At 66.2% G+C, this 16,837-nt stretch carries 17 protein-coding genes; 9 read left to right on the plus strand and 8 right to left on the minus strand.

Features of this window, described 5'->3' with window-relative positions; translation table 11 throughout:
* Positions 1-41: 41 nt before the first annotated feature.
* Positions 42-1,514, minus strand: a complete 1,473-nt coding sequence (locus FCK90_RS09390; protein ID WP_158034053.1) for an NCS2 family permease — start codon at positions 1,512-1,514, stop codon at positions 42-44.
* A gap of 274 nt (positions 1,515-1,788) precedes the next feature.
* On the opposite strand from FCK90_RS09390, the gene FCK90_RS09395 reads away from it, so the two are divergent.
* Positions 1,789-2,589, plus strand: a complete 801-nt coding sequence (locus FCK90_RS09395) for an HAD-IIA family hydrolase (RefSeq protein ID WP_246180117.1) — start codon at positions 1,789-1,791, stop codon at positions 2,587-2,589.
* A 19-nt stretch (positions 2,590-2,608) separates the two neighbouring features.
* Here FCK90_RS09395 and FCK90_RS09400 read toward each other — a convergent pair whose 3' ends face one another.
* Positions 2,609-3,046, minus strand: a complete 438-nt coding sequence (locus FCK90_RS09400; protein WP_158034158.1) for a YchJ family protein — start codon at positions 3,044-3,046, stop codon at positions 2,609-2,611.
* A 117-nt stretch (positions 3,047-3,163) separates the two neighbouring features.
* Complete coding sequence (locus tag FCK90_RS09405) at positions 3,164-3,388, minus strand: hypothetical protein (protein ID WP_158034055.1); 225 nt, start codon at positions 3,386-3,388, stop codon at positions 3,164-3,166.
* Between the two features lie 153 nt (positions 3,389-3,541).
* Between FCK90_RS09405 and FCK90_RS09410 the strand changes: the two genes are divergently transcribed.
* Positions 3,542-4,210, plus strand: a complete 669-nt coding sequence (locus tag FCK90_RS09410) for an HAD hydrolase-like protein (RefSeq protein ID WP_158034056.1) — start codon at positions 3,542-3,544, stop codon at positions 4,208-4,210.
* Between the two features lie 89 nt (positions 4,211-4,299).
* Here FCK90_RS09410 and FCK90_RS15385 read toward each other — a convergent pair whose 3' ends face one another.
* From FCK90_RS15385 to FCK90_RS09430, 4 genes are all read right to left on the minus strand, one after another.
* Positions 4,300-4,821: a glycosyltransferase family 2 protein gene (locus FCK90_RS15385; protein WP_181954267.1), complete on the minus strand. Its 522-nt coding sequence runs from the start codon at positions 4,819-4,821 to the stop codon at positions 4,300-4,302.
* A 473-nt stretch (positions 4,822-5,294) separates the two neighbouring features.
* Positions 5,295-6,071: a glycosyltransferase gene (locus FCK90_RS09420; protein WP_220433312.1), complete on the minus strand. Its 777-nt coding sequence runs from the start codon at positions 6,069-6,071 to the stop codon at positions 5,295-5,297.
* Positions 6,072-6,298: 227 nt separating this feature from the next.
* Positions 6,299-7,348: a glycosyltransferase gene (locus FCK90_RS09425; RefSeq protein ID WP_158034058.1), complete on the minus strand. Its 1,050-nt coding sequence runs from the start codon at positions 7,346-7,348 to the stop codon at positions 6,299-6,301.
* Entirely contained in the window at positions 7,345-8,328 is a 984-nt protein-coding gene (locus FCK90_RS09430) for a glycosyltransferase family protein (RefSeq protein ID WP_158034059.1), read from the minus strand. Before FCK90_RS09430 ends, FCK90_RS09425 begins: the two co-directional genes overlap by 4 nt.
* Positions 8,329-8,488: 160 nt before the next feature.
* Between FCK90_RS09430 and FCK90_RS09435 the strand changes: the two genes are divergently transcribed.
* The 5 genes from FCK90_RS09435 (at position 8,489) to FCK90_RS15390 (ending at position 13,312) form a co-directional block, all read left to right on the plus strand.
* Positions 8,489-9,487, plus strand: coding sequence for a WcbI family polysaccharide biosynthesis putative acetyltransferase (locus tag FCK90_RS09435; protein ID WP_158034060.1), 999 nt, complete (start codon positions 8,489-8,491; stop codon positions 9,485-9,487).
* A gap of 11 nt (positions 9,488-9,498) precedes the next feature.
* Positions 9,499-10,509 carry a glycosyltransferase family protein gene (locus FCK90_RS09440; protein WP_158034061.1) on the plus strand — a complete coding sequence of 337 codons (1,011 nt, stop codon included), beginning with the start codon at positions 9,499-9,501 and terminating at the stop codon, positions 10,507-10,509.
* Complete coding sequence (locus tag FCK90_RS09445; RefSeq protein ID WP_181954268.1) at positions 10,506-11,804, plus strand: glycosyltransferase family 2 protein; 1,299 nt, start codon at positions 10,506-10,508, stop codon at positions 11,802-11,804. Before FCK90_RS09440 ends, FCK90_RS09445 begins: the two co-directional genes overlap by 4 nt.
* 92 nt (positions 11,805-11,896) lie before the next feature.
* A complete protein-coding gene (locus tag FCK90_RS09450) occupies positions 11,897-13,060 on the plus strand; it encodes a glucose-1-phosphate adenylyltransferase family protein (RefSeq protein ID WP_158034063.1) in 1,164 nt (387 codons plus the stop codon).
* 75 nt (positions 13,061-13,135) lie between these two features.
* Positions 13,136-13,312, plus strand: a complete 177-nt coding sequence (locus tag FCK90_RS15390) for a hypothetical protein (RefSeq protein ID WP_181954269.1) — start codon at positions 13,136-13,138, stop codon at positions 13,310-13,312.
* Positions 13,313-13,452: 140 nt separating this feature from the next.
* Here the strand turns inward: FCK90_RS15390 and FCK90_RS09455 are convergent, their stop codons facing one another.
* Positions 13,453-14,058, minus strand: coding sequence for a pyridoxine/pyridoxamine 5'-phosphate oxidase (locus FCK90_RS09455; protein ID WP_158034064.1), 606 nt, complete (start codon positions 14,056-14,058; stop codon positions 13,453-13,455).
* A gap of 242 nt (positions 14,059-14,300) precedes the next feature.
* Between FCK90_RS09455 and FCK90_RS09460 the strand changes: the two genes are divergently transcribed.
* Positions 14,301-15,998 (plus strand): nitrite/sulfite reductase, encoded by a 1,698-nt coding sequence (locus tag FCK90_RS09460; RefSeq protein WP_158034065.1) that lies wholly within the window; start codon positions 14,301-14,303, stop codon positions 15,996-15,998.
* Positions 15,995-16,756 carry a phosphoadenylyl-sulfate reductase gene (locus FCK90_RS09465; RefSeq protein ID WP_158034066.1) on the plus strand — a complete coding sequence of 254 codons (762 nt, stop codon included), beginning with the start codon at positions 15,995-15,997 and terminating at the stop codon, positions 16,754-16,756. The genes FCK90_RS09460 and FCK90_RS09465 overlap by 4 nt, the downstream gene beginning before the upstream one ends.
* Positions 16,757-16,837 lie beyond the last annotated feature (81 nt).

Consider the following 16,837-nt stretch of genomic DNA (forward strand, 5'->3'; position numbering starts at 1 on the left):
CACCGGTGCGGTGCGGGCCGGCACGGATGCTCAGGGCGGACTCAGTGCATCCAGCCCTCGATCACGCCCACGCCGAAGAAGACGACGAAGGCGATCCCCACGATCCACATCAGCGGGTGGATCTCCCGGGCACGACCCTGGATGACGCGGATGAAGACGTAGGAGACGAACCCTGCGCCGATGCCGTCGGCGATCGAGTACGTGAAGGGCATGACCACGAAGGTGAGGAAGGCGGGGACGGAGATGCCCCAGTCCTCCCAGTCGATGTGCACCACGTTCTTGGCCATCAGGAAGCCCACGACCACCATCGCGGGTGCCACGGCCTCGAACGGGACCACCTGCACCAGCGGGGTGATGAAGGTGGCCAGCAGGAACAGGACGCCCGTGATGATGTTGGCGAAGCCGGTGCGGGCGCCCTCGGCGATGCCGGTCGAGGACTCGACGAAGATCTGGTTCGAGGAGACGGACCCCGCACCGCCGGCGATGGCGCCGGCGGCATCCACGAGCAGGACCTTGTCGACGTTCTCGATCCTGCCGTCCTTGATCAGGCCGGCCTGATCGGACAGGCCCACCATGGTGCCCATGGCGTCGAAGAAGATCGACAGCAGGATCGTGAAGATCAGCAGGAGCGCGGTCATGGCGCCGAGCTGGCCCAGCGCGGCGATCGGGCTGGCCTCGCCGAACAGGGACAGGTCCGGGAAGGACAGCAACGCGGTGGGGTTCTCGGGGACCACCAGGGACCAGCCCGTGGGCGCCTCGACGGAGGAGCCGGAGGGGACCACGGCCTCCAGGATGTGGGCGAAGATCGTGCCGATGATGACGGCGATCAGGATCCCGCCCTTCACGTTGCGCACCATCAGCGCGACCATCAGCAGCAGGGTCACGATGAACACCAGGGTGGGCCAGCCCACCAGGTGACCGCCGATGCCGAGGTTCACCGGCACCGTCGTGTTCGCGTCGTCGGGCATGCGGCGCACGAAGCCGGCGTTGACGAATCCGATCAGAGCGATGAACAGGCCGATGCCCACCACGATCGCGGTCTTCAGCGATGACGGGACGGCGTTGAAGACCGCCGTCCGGAATCCCGTGAGCACCAGGATGAACATGAGCGCCCCGGCCCAGACCACCAGCCCCATGACCTGGGGCCAGGTCAGATCCGGGGTGGTCGCGATGGTCACGGCCAGGAAGGCGTTGACGCCCAGGCCCGTGGCGATGGCGAACGGCGACTTGGCGAAGACGCCCATCAGGATCGTCATGACCCCCGCGATCAGGGCGGTCATCGCGGCTACCCGCTCGACGCCCAGGACGTTCCCGTCGGCGTCGGGGCCGAGGCCGAGGACCAGGGGGTTGAGCACCACGATGTAGCTCATGGCGATGAAGGTGGCGATGCCGCCTCGCACCTCGCGGCTCATGGTGGAGCCGCGGTCGGTGATCTTGAAATAGTGGTCCAGGAGGCCGCGGTCCTTGGAGGGAGGAGCGGTGACTGTGCTGGACCCGGAATCGGTGTGCGACATGGTGGTGGCTCCGAGTTCGGGAGAGCTGCGGTACACGAACCCGGCAAGCCTACGCTCAGCTCACAGTGAAATGGCGGTGAGCGTGGTTCACCTCACGTGCACGGGTCCGGGGTGGGCGGAGGCGACATCTTGGCCCTTTCCCGGTGACGTGACTCCCAATCGTTGGTCCGGGCAGACGATCCCCTCTACCGTGAGATGCAGAGGCGGCGGGCCGTCGTCGTTCTGGTCCTCACGGAAGGCAGGAGCCATGGAAGTTGCACGGACTCAGCGACTCATGACCACGAATTCGTGGTTGACCGACATGGACGGCGTGCTCGTCCGGGAGGAATCGGTCATCCCGGGAGCCGCCCGCCTGCTGGAGATCTGGCGCGACCGCGGTCAGAAGTTCCTGGTGCTGACCAACAACTCCATCTACACCCCGCGGGACCTCTCCGCCCGGCTGGCCCGGTCGGGGTTGAAGGTCGGGGAGAACGAGCTGTGGACCTCGGCGCTGGCCACCGCGGAGTTCCTTCGGGACCAGGCGGCCGGTCACCGCGCGTACGTCATCGGCGAGGCGGGTCTGACGACGGCGATGCACGAGGCGGGTTTCGTCCTCACCGACAACGACTGCGACTACGTGGTCCTGGGCGAGACCCGAACCTACTCCTTCGAGGCGATCGCCACGGCGGTGCGGCTGATCGAGGGCGGGGCGCGGTTCATCGCGACCAATCCGGACACCACGGGGCCCTCGCCGCACGGCCCCCTTCCGGCGACCGGGGCGGTGGCCGCGATGATCTCGGCGGCCACCGCCCGTCAGCCGTACATCGTCGGCAAACCCAACCCCATGATGTTCCGTTCCGCGTTGAACCGGATCGGGGCCCACTCGGAGACCACGGCCATGCTCGGCGACCGCATGGACACGGACATCATCGCCGGCATGGAGGCGGGGCTGGCCACGTTGCTGGTCCTGAGCGGAGTGACCCGGCGGGACCAGGTGGAGACCTTCCCCTTCCGGCCCAGCGCCGTCATGGAGTCGGTGCAGGACCTGGTCAACCTGCTGGAGATGCCCGGGCCCGACGGCTCCGAGAAGGGCTGACCGCAGCCGGAGGGAGGGATCAGCCGGAGATGATGTTGCCGTCCACGTAGAACCACTGGCCGTCCTGGCGGCGGAAACGCGAGTTCTCCCGCTGGGCCCCGCGGGGAGCGTCGGTTCCGGACCTGGGCCGGTAGTAGGCGGTGAAGTCGACGGTGCCCCATTCCTCGAACGGCCCGCCACCCGTGGTGCCGTGGATGTCCAGGCGGTACCACCGCAGGCCGGGGTCCAGCTCGATCCTGTCCGGGCGGTTGGCCTGGTACCAGGTCCGCAGCAGATAGTGCTCGTGGCCCACGGCGAAGGCGGAGAAGCGCGAGCGCATGAGCGCCTCGGCGGTCGCGGCGGGCCGGCCGTCGTGAAGCGGCTGGCAGCAGTTGCCGTAGGTGTCCCCCGAGCCGCATGGGCAGCGGCTGCCGGAGTCCGTCCTCGTGGCGCTCTGGGCGTTCACCGTGTGATGCATGGATTCCCCGCTCGTCGTCGTAGCAGTCATCTCGATCCGTACTGTCGCACATCCCGGACTCGATGCACCGCTCTGCCCGCATGTATTTCTCCGGCTTCACGCCATCGGGTAGGGGACTCAGTCGGGGTCTTTTCCGGTGTTCTTCTGCCCGAATCTCCCGCCGATGAGAACCAGCAGGGAGCCGATGGCGAAAATACCGAGGGGGACAAGAATCGACTGTTGATTGAAACTCGCCCATGACACTCCCAGCGCCCAGAGGCCGAGATTCAGGGCGATCGCAATAAGACAGCCGACTCCGAGCCCCAGGATCGCCGGCCTGGCTCTGGTGTTTCTGCCGTTCATGTTCCGCTCCGCCTCTGTGGCTCGTCGCGGAGTTCACCATATTCATGCCTGCGGCGCTTACGGCAAATCGTCTGTCACAGATCGGCGGGCGGCAGCAATGCCTCCCTCCCAGGATGGTCGGCTGCCTCCGCGGAAGCTCTTAGGGTAGGGGATATGGCTAAATCACCCTGGTCCTGTGTTCTGTGGGATGTCGACGGCACCATCGCGGACGCCTCCGCGGGTATCGCGCCGCGGATCGCCCAGGTCCTCGACGAGATCGGCGAACCGCCCGTTCCGGCGGATCAGATCAACCAGTGGATCGGCCCGCCGATCCTCGAGTCCTTCGAGCGCTTCGCCGGGCTCTCCGGACCGCAGGCGCGCGAGGCCGTCGCCCGCTACCGAGGGCTCGCGGCGCAGCAGGGTTACGCGTCGTCGGTGCGGTTGTACGACGGCGTCCCGGAGCTCGTGCGCGAGCTGCACGCCGCGAAGGTGCCGCAGTCGACCGCCAGCACGAAACCTCAGAACCAGGTCGCGGCGATCCTCGAGCACTACGGCATCGAGGGGTGCTTCGAGGCGATCCACGGGGCCGACCCCGACCCGGAGGCCCTCGATACGAAGTCCGAGGTGCTCGGCCGAGCCCTCGCCGACCTCCGGGCGGGCGGGTTCGACGTGTCGAATCCCGTCCTGGTGGGGGACCGGCATCACGATATCGACGGCGCCGCCCACCACGGCGTACCTGTCATCTTCGCCCGCTGGGGTTTCGGCTCCCCGGCGGAGGAGTCCGGGGCCATGGCCGTCGTCGACTCCCCGGCCGCGCTGCGCCCCCTCCTCCTCACGGAGTGAGGCCGCCGGTTCGCCGGCCACGACGATCTCCTAAATTGTCAGTGAGTGCGCCACTTCTGAGGGTAGTTCTCCGACCCGAGCGCAGCTGATCAACTGTCGGCCGACCCGTCCTGCAGTGACTCGGCCGGGTCGCAGACCCACCGCTGGCCGTCGTGATGGGCTAGCCCAAGCCTGTGGAATTCCTCCAGCCATCCGAGCATGGGCCACCAACCCCAGCGGTCGAAGAAAAGGCCTGCGTTGTTCACGATGTCCTGAAGGTGCTCTACAGGTGGCGAAGAAACCTGGTGCCACTGGTGATATGCGTGAGCGCCACCGACCCAGAAGAGGGGAATTGAGTACCGTTCGAGGTTCATGGCGAAATCGGTGTCTTCACCCCCGTAGCCCTCGTACTCTTCACAGAATCCGCCGAAGGCCCTGCGAAGGTAGATCCATTGCGAACTCGAGACGGCAAAGGACAGGGACCAGAAAAGGCTGTACTCCCCAGTGTCCGCTAGACGTAGGCTGCCGTCCGGCGGATCCGGCCTGGCGCGGTGGGGCGCTGTCAGATTAGGCAGATGTTCCCAGGCGTCAGGATGATCCAAAGATGGCGTGTGGCGGGGCAGGTAAGTCACCGGGCCGCAGTAGATGCCTCCGTGGGCCGGATGGAATGCGCCTTGGTGGACGGGCTCGCCAGTCGTCGTACTGTGCGGATCTCTCGTGGTTCTGCCCCGGCAGCCCGCGACTGCGAGTTCGTAGAACCTGCCCAATCCGGGCCCTGGAACGCAGTCTGCATCCAGGAAGACGATGACATCCGCTCCTGCTTCCACAGCTGCGTCGCCAGCAGTATTGCGTGCCCGCGCGAGATTGAGGCGTTCCGTTCCCGTGTGGTCAATGAGATGGGAGCCTGGCACCTCAAAAGGTTTATCTCCGATGAGCACAGTGTGGTGTCTCGCAGATGACATCCACCGATTCCGTCCCTGCACCTGGTGCAACACGTGGGGACGCCGGTGTGGCGAGCACACGGTCACCACATGTGTTTGCAGTCCGTCAGCGGAACGTTCCCCTGAGTAGTGCGTATCACTGTTCTTCTCGGCATCCGGATAGTTCACCTGGCCACCCCCAGGAGGACTTGAGCAGCTCGAGATGCCGCGCCAGCCGTCTGCCACCGCTCCCAGCCGGGGTCCGTTCCGAGAGCATGCTCGATCAAAGCCGGCCATCGTTCGACACTGTTCACCTCATGCCAATCCGGTTGTAGGACCACCGCGAGACCGCTGGCTGCCAGCGTTTGCGCCGTTGCCTGTTGTTCTTCGAAGGGTCGTGTCTGAGGGACGACCACTGCCCGTTTGCCCAGGGCCGCCAGGTCCGCCACGGAGTTCTGCCCGGCGGCGCTGACCACGACATCCGCTGTTGAGATGGCGCGGAAGGGGTCGGTGACCCAGGAGTTCTGGCCGATGAGCTCACAGGAGTGTCCAGCTGCTCTCAGGCATTCCGCGACGCCCTGCCAATAGGCGGTAGGGGCATCCGTCCCCCCGGCGCCGAGCATGATCGTCACCGATCCCGCGTCCCCCGTCTCAGTAGGGCGCCTGAAGGTCTCCTTGGGGTAATAGCTGTCCGCGAACCTGCTGATCCCGCCCACTCGATGAACCCGGGGGGCGATGTCGTTCAAGTGCACGGGGAGAGGGACCCAATCGGGCCATGCCGCGATGACCGCATCGGCGAGTCCGTATCCCAGTGCGTGAGGCCGATCGGCGCGCACACCCGGCATGGCCTGTACGGTGACCGGAATACCCATGGCGCGGACGAACACAGCCATCTCCACGGAGACATCGACGTGAAAAGCGACCGGACGATGGATATCGACCCACCGGGCGACCTCGGCCATCCGCCGCGCCAGTCCTTCATGACGGGGCGGGGCCCAGTGCAGGCAACCGTGCGCAGTCAGCTGATCATGGCTCAATGTGCTGGGCGATGGGGCGTCCATCGGCAGGATGACATCGGCGTTCGGATGCGATGAAAGAACCGTGGTGTCCGTTGCCCCCGACAGAGCTGTCGCGATGGCTCGGCATCGCGTGATGTGTCCCGACCCCTGATGGTGGGCGTAGAAGCCGATCATCGCGTCAGCACTCCTTCGAAGAGCGTCAGATATCGCTCCAGCATGGTGTGGATGTCAAAGCGGCGCACAGCCGTCCGGCGTGCGTGTTCGCGTGGTTGCTGCAGGGCGGCTCGGGCTGCCCTGACGAGGTCGTCGACGTCGCCCGGTACCGCCAAGTGAGCCGGTGAATCCTTCAGGACCTCAGTGACGCCGCCGCGGGCGAATGCCGCTACTGGGGTCCCGCAGGCCAGGGCCTCGATAATGACCAGTCCGAAAGGCTCGTCCCATTCAGGGGTCACGAGGGCTACATCGGCGTGTCCGACAGTGCGGGCGATCTCCTCGGGAGGCAGAGAACCTAGCCATCGGATGTCCGGACCCAGGCGCGGTGCGATCTCCTTCCGGAAATACGGGGGTTCGACGCATCGGCCGATCAGCGTGAGGGGTAGGCCCAGCCGACGAGAGACATCGATGGCGATATGCGGGGCTTTCTCCCTGGTGATGCGCCCGAACCACACAACCCCTTGCCCGCCTGGCCCCGGGCGCCACTGGTCGGTGTCGACGCTGTTGTGGATCACGTCGACCGGTGTGGGGATGCGCCACTGGTCCGCGGTAAATCTGCTGACCGCCGTGAACCGCCCATTGGAGGGGCCGAGGGTGTCCACGATCTGCTGGAGTTCGGGTTGCGGCGGCACGTGCAAAGTGGTGATCATGGGCGGTGCCTTCCCAGGGTCCATGACCAGCATGGCGGGGTGAACGCTGTTGTTGTGCACCAGGTCGTAATCGGACCGCTCCAAGAGCTTGCGCACCCGCCGGTATGCGGCGGCTTCGGACTCCATTGCGCCCGGCGGGTAGGCGTCGTCCCGCGCCGAAGCTTCAAAGCCCGTCCAGTCGATGCCTGGGAATTCCAGTGACTGTATATGTCCGATCGAGCCGCGGGCGGCGAACAGGTCGACCTCCACACCGCGCAGACGTAGGGCGCTGACCAGCCGATGGACGAAGACCTCGAGTCCACCTCCGAACGGTGGCGCGATGGGAAGACGTGAGGGGCCGACGACGGCGATTTTCATTGATCCCCTCCTAGTGGGGTGTTTTGGAGACGGCGCGGACCGTGACGCCGAGCATCGGAGTAGATGAGGCGGTGGGCTCCGAGGATCTGCTGATGCTGTGCGAGACGATCACCCCCGAAAGACAGAGGACCCAGAGCGATGGCCCGCGAGACCGCCGAGGCAGCGCTGGAACCATCACCGGTCGAATAGAGCTGGATGGCACCGTGGCGGTCCGCCTGCCCCCCGTAGTGCCCGCAATCCGGTGCGACGACGGTGACGCTTAGATCGCGGCACATCTCCAGCCACCCGGAATGACTGCCGCGCAGATAAGGAAGAACGGCAACGTCGAAGGCAGCCAGTGTCTCGTGCAGCAGCCTGTCTGGCATGCGTTCGTGGAGGTGTACCCGAGGATGCGTCCAACGGTCCATCGCGTGCAACAGGGGGTGCTCGGCAGAACTGCGGTGAGCGAAAACGTGCACCTCGGTCTCGGGTGCCCCGTGGGCGAGATCCAGGAAGAAGGCCGGGTCCGTGACCGTGTTGGCGCGGACGTCCTTCAGGAAGATGCAGACCTTGCGACCGGTCCGGTGCGGCATATGTCGGGAGGCGATCTGGAAAGCGAGGGGAGGTGCGACGACGAACGGGTGAGGAATGACAGCCGGTCGACTGCCGTACAGCGCCTCGACTTCGAACGCCGCCGAATCCGTGAGCGTCACCACGTGCCGTGCAGCAGGTACGAGTTCGCTCAGCCGGGCGTAATGCGACGTCTGGTCGACGAGGTGCGGATTGTCCAGGTCGTGGACGGTCAAGATCAGCTCGATGCCGAGTTCGCGGCAACTGGTGACGAAGGTTCGGACCTGCGCCGGCGTGCGGTGTTCGAAACCGAAATGCAGGTGAACCGCGTCGATGCTCCGGGCGTGATCCGATAGGGCCGCGGGATCCAGTAGGGGGTGCGGGAACCACTGCCCGGGTCGGGCCCCGGGCGGGACAGCGGGGGCGACCACGACGATGTGGTCCTCGCCGGCAAGCGGCGGTGGTATGACGGCGTCCACGTAGGGGTGATGGGCTGGAATGGGTGCTACACGGAAAACGCCTGGCCGGGCCGGAGATGGGCCGCTCATGGGGTCGCCGGCCCGCGGCGGCGGCCGTTCGTAAGATCGGGGCATGGAAGAACGAGCGCGCCGCCACCACTACCGAGACTTCTATGCTTTTCGTACCGGTCGCGGCCACCCGACCGGACATAACCTGAGCGGCGGAGGGGCAGCCACTGATCTGCCTTTGCTGGTTGTAATCGGAAACTGCCAGGCGGAGTCGTTGCGGGTGCTGCTCGAATGCAGCGCTGCGGTTCGCAGCATTCGCGTTCCGCCTGTGTTCGAATGGACGAACGAGGATGTGGCGGTCGCGCATCGACTCCTGCGCCGTGTGGATGTCCTGATCGTTCAGCCCATCCGCAATGACTACCGATCTCTCGCATGCGGGACGGAGCAGCTGGAGGCACTACTGGCCCCGGGTGCGACCAGCATCCGGGGCCCCGTTCTACGTTTCGCAGGGCTGCACCCCTTTCAGGTGATCGCTCGTGATCCTGTCAATCCGTCGTGTGATCCACCCCTGGTCCCGTACCACGACCTGCGAGCACTCGTAGCAGCTCACCGAGGGCAGCTGCGCAGGGAAGAGGGCCCGGATTTTTCAGGGATTGATGAGTCTTCTGTCGATCTCCTCGCACTGCGAGCAGCGGCGAAGGAGTCGGTCGACCAGCTTCGCTATCGGGAGACGGCTCACGGGACGATTCGGATGACGGATGTGCTTGAGAGGTATCCGCATTGGCACACCATCAACCACCCGGATAACAGTACACTTACAATTCTGGTCGAACGGGTTCTCGAAACTTTTCTCGGCGGCTCGAGAGCCGGTTCGCCGGGCCGTGAATTGCTGCGGTCTATCGAAGCCCCGGTCCAGTCGGAGCTGGCGAGACGGCTGGACGTCACCTTGCGACCCGATGCCACGGACCAGTGGCGGCTCGGATACGGCCCGGATGCCCGCTGCATCCCCCATAGCGAGGTGGTCGACGCCCACCTCGATTACTACAGGCACCGACCCGAGCTGGTGTCCAGCGCCATGAGACGGTACAAAGAAAGGATCGAACTCCTGGGGCTGGCCCCGTGAGTACTTGAACTATGGCTGAAACTATCGCCCACATCATCTGTGGGCCGCCGGAGCATGGTGTCTCCCGCTACGCCAGGCACCTGTTGCACCAGCTCACGACCGCGCAGGGTTTACGAGGCGGCCCGGTTCGGCACGACTGGTTCAGTCCCTCGGATGGCAGTGGATCTAGCGATCTGGTCCATGTCACCTTCACCGACCATCTCTTCGGCCCTGATCCGGACGCCGCGGTCAAGAGGATTCTTGGTCTCCTCGACGGACGTCCGTTGAGCCTCAACCTTCACGACATCCCGCAGGTCGAGGAGGGGGCGCAGAGGTTCGACCGGCGACGCCGAGCCTATGAGGAGCTGGCCGGTATCGCTTCGATCGTCGTCGTCAATTCCGACCATGAAGCTCGCGCGGTCAAAACGTACCCGGCCGGCCAGAGGACTCGTCTGGAAGTGGTTCCGCTGCCCCTGGAGGCCCCGGCTGGCCCATCCGCTTCCCGACAGCGGGTTTCCGACCGAGGGCAGGCTCCTCCCATCATCGGATTGATGGGTTTCGTCTATCCCGGGAAAGGGTATGAACGAGTGATCCATTCAGCACCCGAAGGGGCAAGCATCCGGGCCATCGGAAGCGTTGTAGCCGGTCATGAGGGCTACGCCCAGCAGCTCAGCGCTGCTGCCGCGCGGCGTGGCATCGGTCTGGAAATCACGGGGTTCGTGCCGGATTCCCGCCTTTCCTCCGAGCTGGCGCAGGTGACCGTACCGGTTTGCCCCCATCTGCACGCCTCGGCGTCGGGCTCGTTGAACACCTGGATCGCCCACGGGCGCCGGCCGATTGTTCTCGAAGGACCGTACATGCAGGAGATTGCGCAGCGGTGGCCGGGTTCACTGAGCCTGTGCCGACCTGAAACCCTAGGGCAGCACCTCGTCCGGGGTATCCAGGATCCTGGTTACACGCGCGCCTGGCGGCCTTTGCCGCAGTGGGGGTGGGCGGAGGTGGCCTCGGCCTATACCCGGATCTGGCGGGGGGTCCAAGGGTGACCCCGGAACTCGTAAGCGATCGGCAGGGGCCGCCCGCGGTTTCCGTGATCATCGCTTACTTCAATGATCCGGAGGGCCTGGACGCGGTGCTCGGTGGCCTCCGACAACAGACGTACCCCGGCTCGTTTCAGGTCATCGTGACCGATGACGGCTCGACGATCCCGCCGCCGGTCGTCCACGGTGCTGAGGGTCCCGGAGGGACCGAGGTAGTCGTCGTGCATCAGGCAGACCGCGGTTTCCGCCTTGCCGCAGCACGCAATCTCGGCGCGCAGGTGGCGACAGGTGAGGTGTTGGTTTTTCTCGACGGGGACACCGTGCCCTGCCCGGGGTATCTATCCGCGGTGACGGAGGCACTCGAGACGGCACCGAAGTCGGTAGTGGTCGGTACTCGCACCCATCTGGACATGGATGTGGAGCCTCCTCGCGACCTCGGCGAACCAGGCTGGCTCGCCGAAGCGTGGTTGACCACGGATCACCTTCGCGGTGGTGATGAGACGAACTTCCGATTCATGATTGGCGCCGTCCTCTCCTGCCGACGCGAGGTATTCGAGACCATCGGCGGCTTCGATGGGAGCATCGTGGGTTACGGAGGCGAGGACTGGGAGTTCGCCTGGCAGGCACACTTAGGGGGTTTCGACCTACGCCACGAACCGCAGGCCGTCGCCACACACCGCGGTGCGGATTGGGGTGCTCGCAACCGGGCGGATCCGGTTGAGGCGATCCTCCAGAAGAACGCGGAGACAACTCGCCTGTCGCCGAAGATCACCCATCCGACGATGCGTGCTGCGGGTGTCCTCCACGCCGTCCCCGATATTCATGTCTTATGGATTCCGGGTGATGGTGAACGCCGATGGAGGGCTGGCGTCACGGCAGTCGTCCTGACGAGTCTTCTTGCTGCAGGTGACGTGCGTGTGCAACTCGTGACCCAAGAGAATCTGGACCTTTTCGAAGCGGACCCCCGCGTCGAAATACACCACGATCTGCCCGGCGCAGGCAACCGGGCTCAGGCGGGAAGGAGCAGGGCCCGCCCGCGGTTCCGGGTCGAGTTGCTGGCTCCCTGTCAAATACCTGCTGGCGGTCTCCAGTCGGTATGCGAGCAGATTGCCACGAGCGGCAGTTGCGCGGATGTTGTGAATGCCCGGGGGAAACTCCTTTGCCGGGTTCGCCCCGAGCGAGCAGTCGCTCAAGGGCGGACAGGCCTGAACCGCGTGGTCCGGGCGTGGAGCGTGATTCAAGAGGATATTAGTCTCGAGGACGAGTTTCGCCGCTCGGGCCTGGCCCGCCTGAAACAGTAGGCTTATAGTTGCAGCGTTGTGATGACGCTCGTCGGGGAACCCAATAGCGTAACTGTTTCCTCGAATGCATATCCAGGCGGAAGGGAAGACTCATGCAGATCCCCCGGACACTCGCCCTGATCCTCGCCGGCGGCAAGGGATCCCGGCTGGAGGCGCTGACCGACAAGAAGGTCAAGCCGGCGCTGCCGATCGGGGGGACCTACCGGCTGATCGACGTGTCGATGTCCAATCTGATGCACTCGCACATCTCGGACGTCTGGGTGATCCAGCAGTACCTGCCGCACAGCCTCAACGTGCATCTGGACAACGGGCGTCCCTGGGACCTCGACCGGACTCACGGCGGGTTGCACGTCCTCCCGCCCTTCCAGGGTGCCGACGGCGAGGGGTTCGCCCAGGGCAACTCGGATTCGATCTACCGGCAGCGCGACCTGATCCGCGACTTCGACCCGGACCTGGTGCTGGTCCTGAGCGCCGATCACCTCTACACCATCAACTTCCTGGACGTCATCGACACCCACGTCAGGGAGCAGGCGGATCTGACCATGGTGACCACGGTGGTCGACGAGGATCCCTCCCGGTATTCGGTGGTCCAGTCGGACAACCGCGGCTCGGTGATCGGCTTCCAGTACAAGCCCGACGAGCCCGAAGGACACGTCGTGGCGGGGGAGATGTTCCTCTTCAGCGCCGACTCGCTGCTCGAGGCCCTCGACGTCCTCCACGAAGAGCACGGCCGGCTCGAGGACTACGGGCACGACCTGCTCCCGTGGTTCGTCTCGAACCGGAAGGTGACCGAACACCGCCTGGACGGGTACTGGCAGGATCTGGGGACCCTGCAGTCCTACTGGACCGCGCACATGCAGCTCCTGGACGACGACGGCGCGGTCCTGGACGATCCGCAGTGGCCCATCCTCTCGGCGCAGCCGCAGCTCCTTCCGGGGCGCGTGGCCGACGGCGCGACGGTGCGCGACAGCATGGTGGCCGCCGGATCGAGGATCGCGGGCACCGTGGAGCACTCCGTCATCGGCCCCCGCACGATCGTCGACGAGGGTGCCGTGGTCCGCCACTCCGTGCTCCTGGACGGCGTTCACGTCGGACCGGGCGTGGTCCTGGAGAACGTGATCGCCGACGTCGGAGCGGATATCACGGGCGGCTCGCAGCGGGGCACGGCGGATGCCGTGACACTGATCGACGGGGACGGGCTGGTGCACGTCGCCGAGAAGTTCGACCGGAGCGCCACGCTGCCCCGGGGGTTCTGACGACCAGTGGATCTCGTTAGCGCAGTCGACAACCCATGACCCGACAACCCATCCGTACAGTGAAAGGACAGTCCGATGCAGCAGAACGACCCCCAGTCCACCGCGGCCGGCAAGGGCGGCGACTCCATCAGCATGAGCCCTGACGAGGAGCGCGAGTTCGCCGAGTCCAACCAGGACGAGGCCGAGCCCGCTGACGAGGGAGTGGGCGCGATGACCGATGAGCAGGACATCGATCCGGCCACGGAGAACTGACCGCTCCCCCGCTGAGTAGCGACTTGAGCCACCCATCGGCACCCCTGTTCCGCCGAGTAGCGAGTTGAGCCGCTGATCAGCGCCGACAGGCGGCTCAACTCGCTACTCGGCGGGAGGGAAGCCCCCATGGCGCACCACGCTCAGGGCTGCAGGCGGGTGGCCGACCACGATCCCGCGCGGCGGTCGTACCGCAGCCGTCGATGCACCTCGTCCTCCCGCCACTGCCAGAACTCGAAGCAGTCCGGGACCAGGCGATAGGCCACCTGATGGTCGGGGCGCCGTAGCGGCTCAGCGCGCCCGCGCAGTTCCTCGCACTGGGAGCGCAGCTCCTCCTCCGAGGCCAGCGGGGCGCTCTGGGCGGAGACGATGGCCACGGCCCTGGCCGCCTCCGATCGCCCGTCGAAGTACCGGTCCGCGATCTCGGGCGGCAGCTGGCCGACCCGTCCCAGCACCTCGACCTGGCGCATGACCTCGCGCCAGTAGAAGTTCATGCTCGCTCGCGGGTTAGCGGCCAGCTCCCGGCCCTTACGACTGGTCGTGGAGCTGGTGAAGATCAGGCCGTGCTCGTCGACGTCGCGCAGGATCACCACCCGCTGTGACGGCCCGCCGTCGTCACCCGTCGTGGCCAGGACGACCGCGCGGGGGCCGGCCACCTGCCTCGCGTGGGCATCCGCGAGCCAGGCGCGGAACAACTTCAGCGGATCCGCCGCGGGCCCGGTCGATGGCCATGCGGTGCTCTCGGACATGGGCACTCCCGGTCTTGATCTGTGACGTTGACGACGCTATGACATCCCGCTATGACGTCCATAGGACATCCACGACGACGCCGCAGGCCGGTTACCCCGCCGAGTAGTGAGTTGAGCCGCCCATCAGCGCCGATGAGCGGCTCAACTCACTACTCGGCAGGGGTAGGGACCACCGTCCCGCTCTATGACTGTTTGTGACGATAAACGTGACCCCGCAGGGTCGGGCAGCGTTCACTGGACTGATGACAACTTCCACCCCAACGCGCCCTACGCGTGCGCGCAAGCCCAAGCCCGAGGGCCAGTGGAAAGTCGATGGCCAGGACCCCCTCAACCACAACGAAGAGTTCAAGGCTGCCGACGACGGCTTCCATGTTCGCGCCCGGATCGAGGAGAAGTACTCCAAGGAGGGCTTCGCCTCGATCGACCCAGACGACCTGCACGGACGCTTCCGCTGGTGGGGTCTCTACACCCAGCGCAAGCCGGGGATCGACGGCGGTAAGACCGGCTCCCTGAGCGACGCCGAGATCGAGGACGAGTACTTCATGATGCGCGTTCGCCTCGACGGCGGCACGCTCACGCGCGACCAGCTCAAGACGCTGGCGACGATCTCGACCGAGTTCGCCCGCGGCACCGCGGATATCACCGACCGGCAGAACATCCAGTACCACTGGATCCGCGTCGAGGACGTCCCGGAGATCTGGCGGCGCCTGGAGGAGGCCGGGATGGACACGGTCTCCGCCTGCGGTGACGTCCCCCGCGTGGTCCTCGGCTCCCCCGTGGCCGGGGTGGCCCAGGACGAGATCATCGATCCCACACCCGTGATCGAGGTGCTCAAGAAGGAGATCCGCAAGCTCGAGTTCTCCAACCTGCCGCGGAAGTACAAGACCGCGATCACCGGATCCCCCGCGCTGGACGTGGTCCACGAGATCAACGACTGCTCGTTCGTCGGCGTCGTGCATCCCGAGCACGGCCCGGGCTACGACCTCTGGGTGGGTGGCGCGCTGTCCGTGCAGCCCTTCCTGGGACAGCGGCTGGGCGTGTTCGTGAGGGAGGACCAGGCCCTGGACGTCTGGAAGGGCGTCACCGGGATCTTCCGCGACTACGGCTACCGCAGGCTGCGCAACCGCGCGCGCCTGAAGTTCCTGGTCAAGGACTGGGGCGTGGAGAAGTTCCGCCAGGTCCTGCAGGACGAGTACCTGGGCTATGAGCTGCCCGACGGCCCCGCCCCCGAGCAGCCCACCGAGCCCGGCGACCACATCGGGGTGCACAAGCAGAGCGACGGCCGCAACTTCATCGGCGTCGCGCCCCGTGCCGGCCGGGTGCCGGGACGGCTGCTGCACGAGATCGCCGATGTGATGGAGCGCTTCGGGTCGGACCGGCTGCGCACCACCCCGCACCAGAAGCTGCTGATGCTGGACATCGCCGACGCCGACGTCGATGCCGCCGTCGAGGCCCTCGACGGCCTGGACCTGCCGACCAGGCCTGGGCCCTTCCGCCGGACCACGATGGCCTGCACGGGCATCGAGTTCTGCAAGCTGGCCATCGTGGAGACCAAGCAGGTCGCCTCGGACGTCATGGACGAGCTGGACCGCCGTCTCGACGACGTCGACCTGCCCGCGCCGATCACGGTGCACATCAACGGCTGCCCGAACTCGTGCGCTCGCATCCAGACCGCGGACATCGGGCTCAAGGGGCAGCTCCTGCCCACCGAGGACGGCGGCCAGAAGCCGGGCTACCAGGTGCACCTGGGCGGCGGTTTCTCCTCGGCCCACCGCGGCATGGACGCCAGCCTCGGCCGTACCGTGCGCGGCCTGAAGGTTTTCCAGGACGAGCTGGCCGACTACGTGGAAAAATTGACCCGGCGCTTCCTGGAACAACGGGAGCCGGAGGAGAGCTTCGCTGCATGGACGATCCGTGCTGAGGAGGACGATCTGAAATGACTGCTTCAACCATCGATGCACCGGCCCGCGGCGAGCAGCAGCTCCGCGAGCTCGCGGCTGCGGGGGCCAGGGAGCTGGGCGCCGAGCTGAGCTCCGAGGGAACCGCCCCCGCCGTCGGCGAGGCCGACCATATCGCTGCCATCCGCTGGGTCGCGGAGAACTTCCCCAAGGCCCGGATCGCAGTGGCCTGCTCCATGGCCGACGCCGTGCTGCCCGCCCTGGTGGCCGATCAGGTCCCCGGTGTCGACGTGCTGTTCCTGGAGACCGGCTACCACTTCCCGGAGACCGAGGGCACCAAGGAGGCCGTGAAGGTCATGCTGGACGTCAACGTGGTCGACGTCATGCCCAAGCTGACCGTGGCCGAGCAGGACGAGGAGCACGGCAAGGACCTCTTCTCGGTCGACCCGGCCGCGTGCTGCCGGATGCGCAAGGTCGAGCCGCTCGCCGAGGCCCTGGAGGGCTACGACGTCTGGTTCACCGGCGTGCGCCGCGACGAGTCGCCGACCCGGACGAACGCTCCCATGGTGGCCTTCGACGAGACCCACAAGATCGTCAAGGTCAACCCGATGGTGCGCTGGTCCCTGGACGAGCTGACCGACTACAGCAACAGCAACGGCCTGCCCATGAATCCGCTGCTGTCCGACGGCTACCTGTCGATCGGCTGCGCACCGTGCACCCGCCGCGTGGCACCGGGGGAGGATCCCCGAGCCGGCCGCTGGGCGGGCACCGACAAGATCGAGTGCGGCATCCACCTCTGAGTCCGACGCGGCCGGCAGCTGCGGGAGGCCCCGCAGCTGCATCCGGCCGTCCCACCACACCCGCCCGCCAGGGCCGCCCGG

The sequence above is a fragment of the Kocuria coralli genome (assembly GCF_008831305.1).
GTDB lineage: Bacteria > Actinomycetota > Actinomycetes > Actinomycetales > Micrococcaceae > Kocuria > Kocuria coralli.

Coding starts and splice junctions, on each gene's coding strand:
- FCK90_RS09390 (WP_158034053.1), bottom strand. CDS start 1,514: ATGTCGCACACCGATTCCGGGTCCAGCACAGTCACCGCTCCTCCCTCC.
- FCK90_RS09395 (WP_246180117.1), top strand. CDS start 1,789: ATGACCACGAATTCGTGGTTGACCGACATGGACGGCGTGCTCGTCCGG.
- FCK90_RS09400 (WP_158034158.1), bottom strand. CDS start 3,046: ATGCATCACACGGTGAACGCCCAGAGCGCCACGAGGACGGACTCCGGC.
- FCK90_RS09405 (WP_158034055.1), bottom strand. CDS start 3,388: ATGAACGGCAGAAACACCAGAGCCAGGCCGGCGATCCTGGGGCTCGGA.
- FCK90_RS09410 (WP_158034056.1), top strand. CDS start 3,542: ATGGCTAAATCACCCTGGTCCTGTGTTCTGTGGGATGTCGACGGCACC.
- FCK90_RS09420 (WP_220433312.1), bottom strand. CDS start 6,071: ATGGCCGAGGTCGCCCGGTGGGTCGATATCCATCGTCCGGTCGCTTTT.
- FCK90_RS09425 (WP_158034058.1), bottom strand. CDS start 7,348: ATGAAAATCGCCGTCGTCGGCCCCTCACGTCTTCCCATCGCGCCACCG.
- FCK90_RS09435 (WP_158034060.1), top strand. CDS start 8,489: ATGGAAGAACGAGCGCGCCGCCACCACTACCGAGACTTCTATGCTTTT.
- FCK90_RS09440 (WP_158034061.1), top strand. CDS start 9,499: ATGGCTGAAACTATCGCCCACATCATCTGTGGGCCGCCGGAGCATGGT.
- FCK90_RS09450 (WP_158034063.1), top strand. CDS start 11,897: ATGCAGATCCCCCGGACACTCGCCCTGATCCTCGCCGGCGGCAAGGGA.
- FCK90_RS15390 (WP_181954269.1), top strand. CDS start 13,136: ATGCAGCAGAACGACCCCCAGTCCACCGCGGCCGGCAAGGGCGGCGAC.
- FCK90_RS09455 (WP_158034064.1), bottom strand. CDS start 14,058: ATGTCCGAGAGCACCGCATGGCCATCGACCGGGCCCGCGGCGGATCCG.
- FCK90_RS09460 (WP_158034065.1), top strand. CDS start 14,301: ATGACAACTTCCACCCCAACGCGCCCTACGCGTGCGCGCAAGCCCAAG.
- FCK90_RS09465 (WP_158034066.1), top strand. CDS start 15,995: ATGACTGCTTCAACCATCGATGCACCGGCCCGCGGCGAGCAGCAGCTC.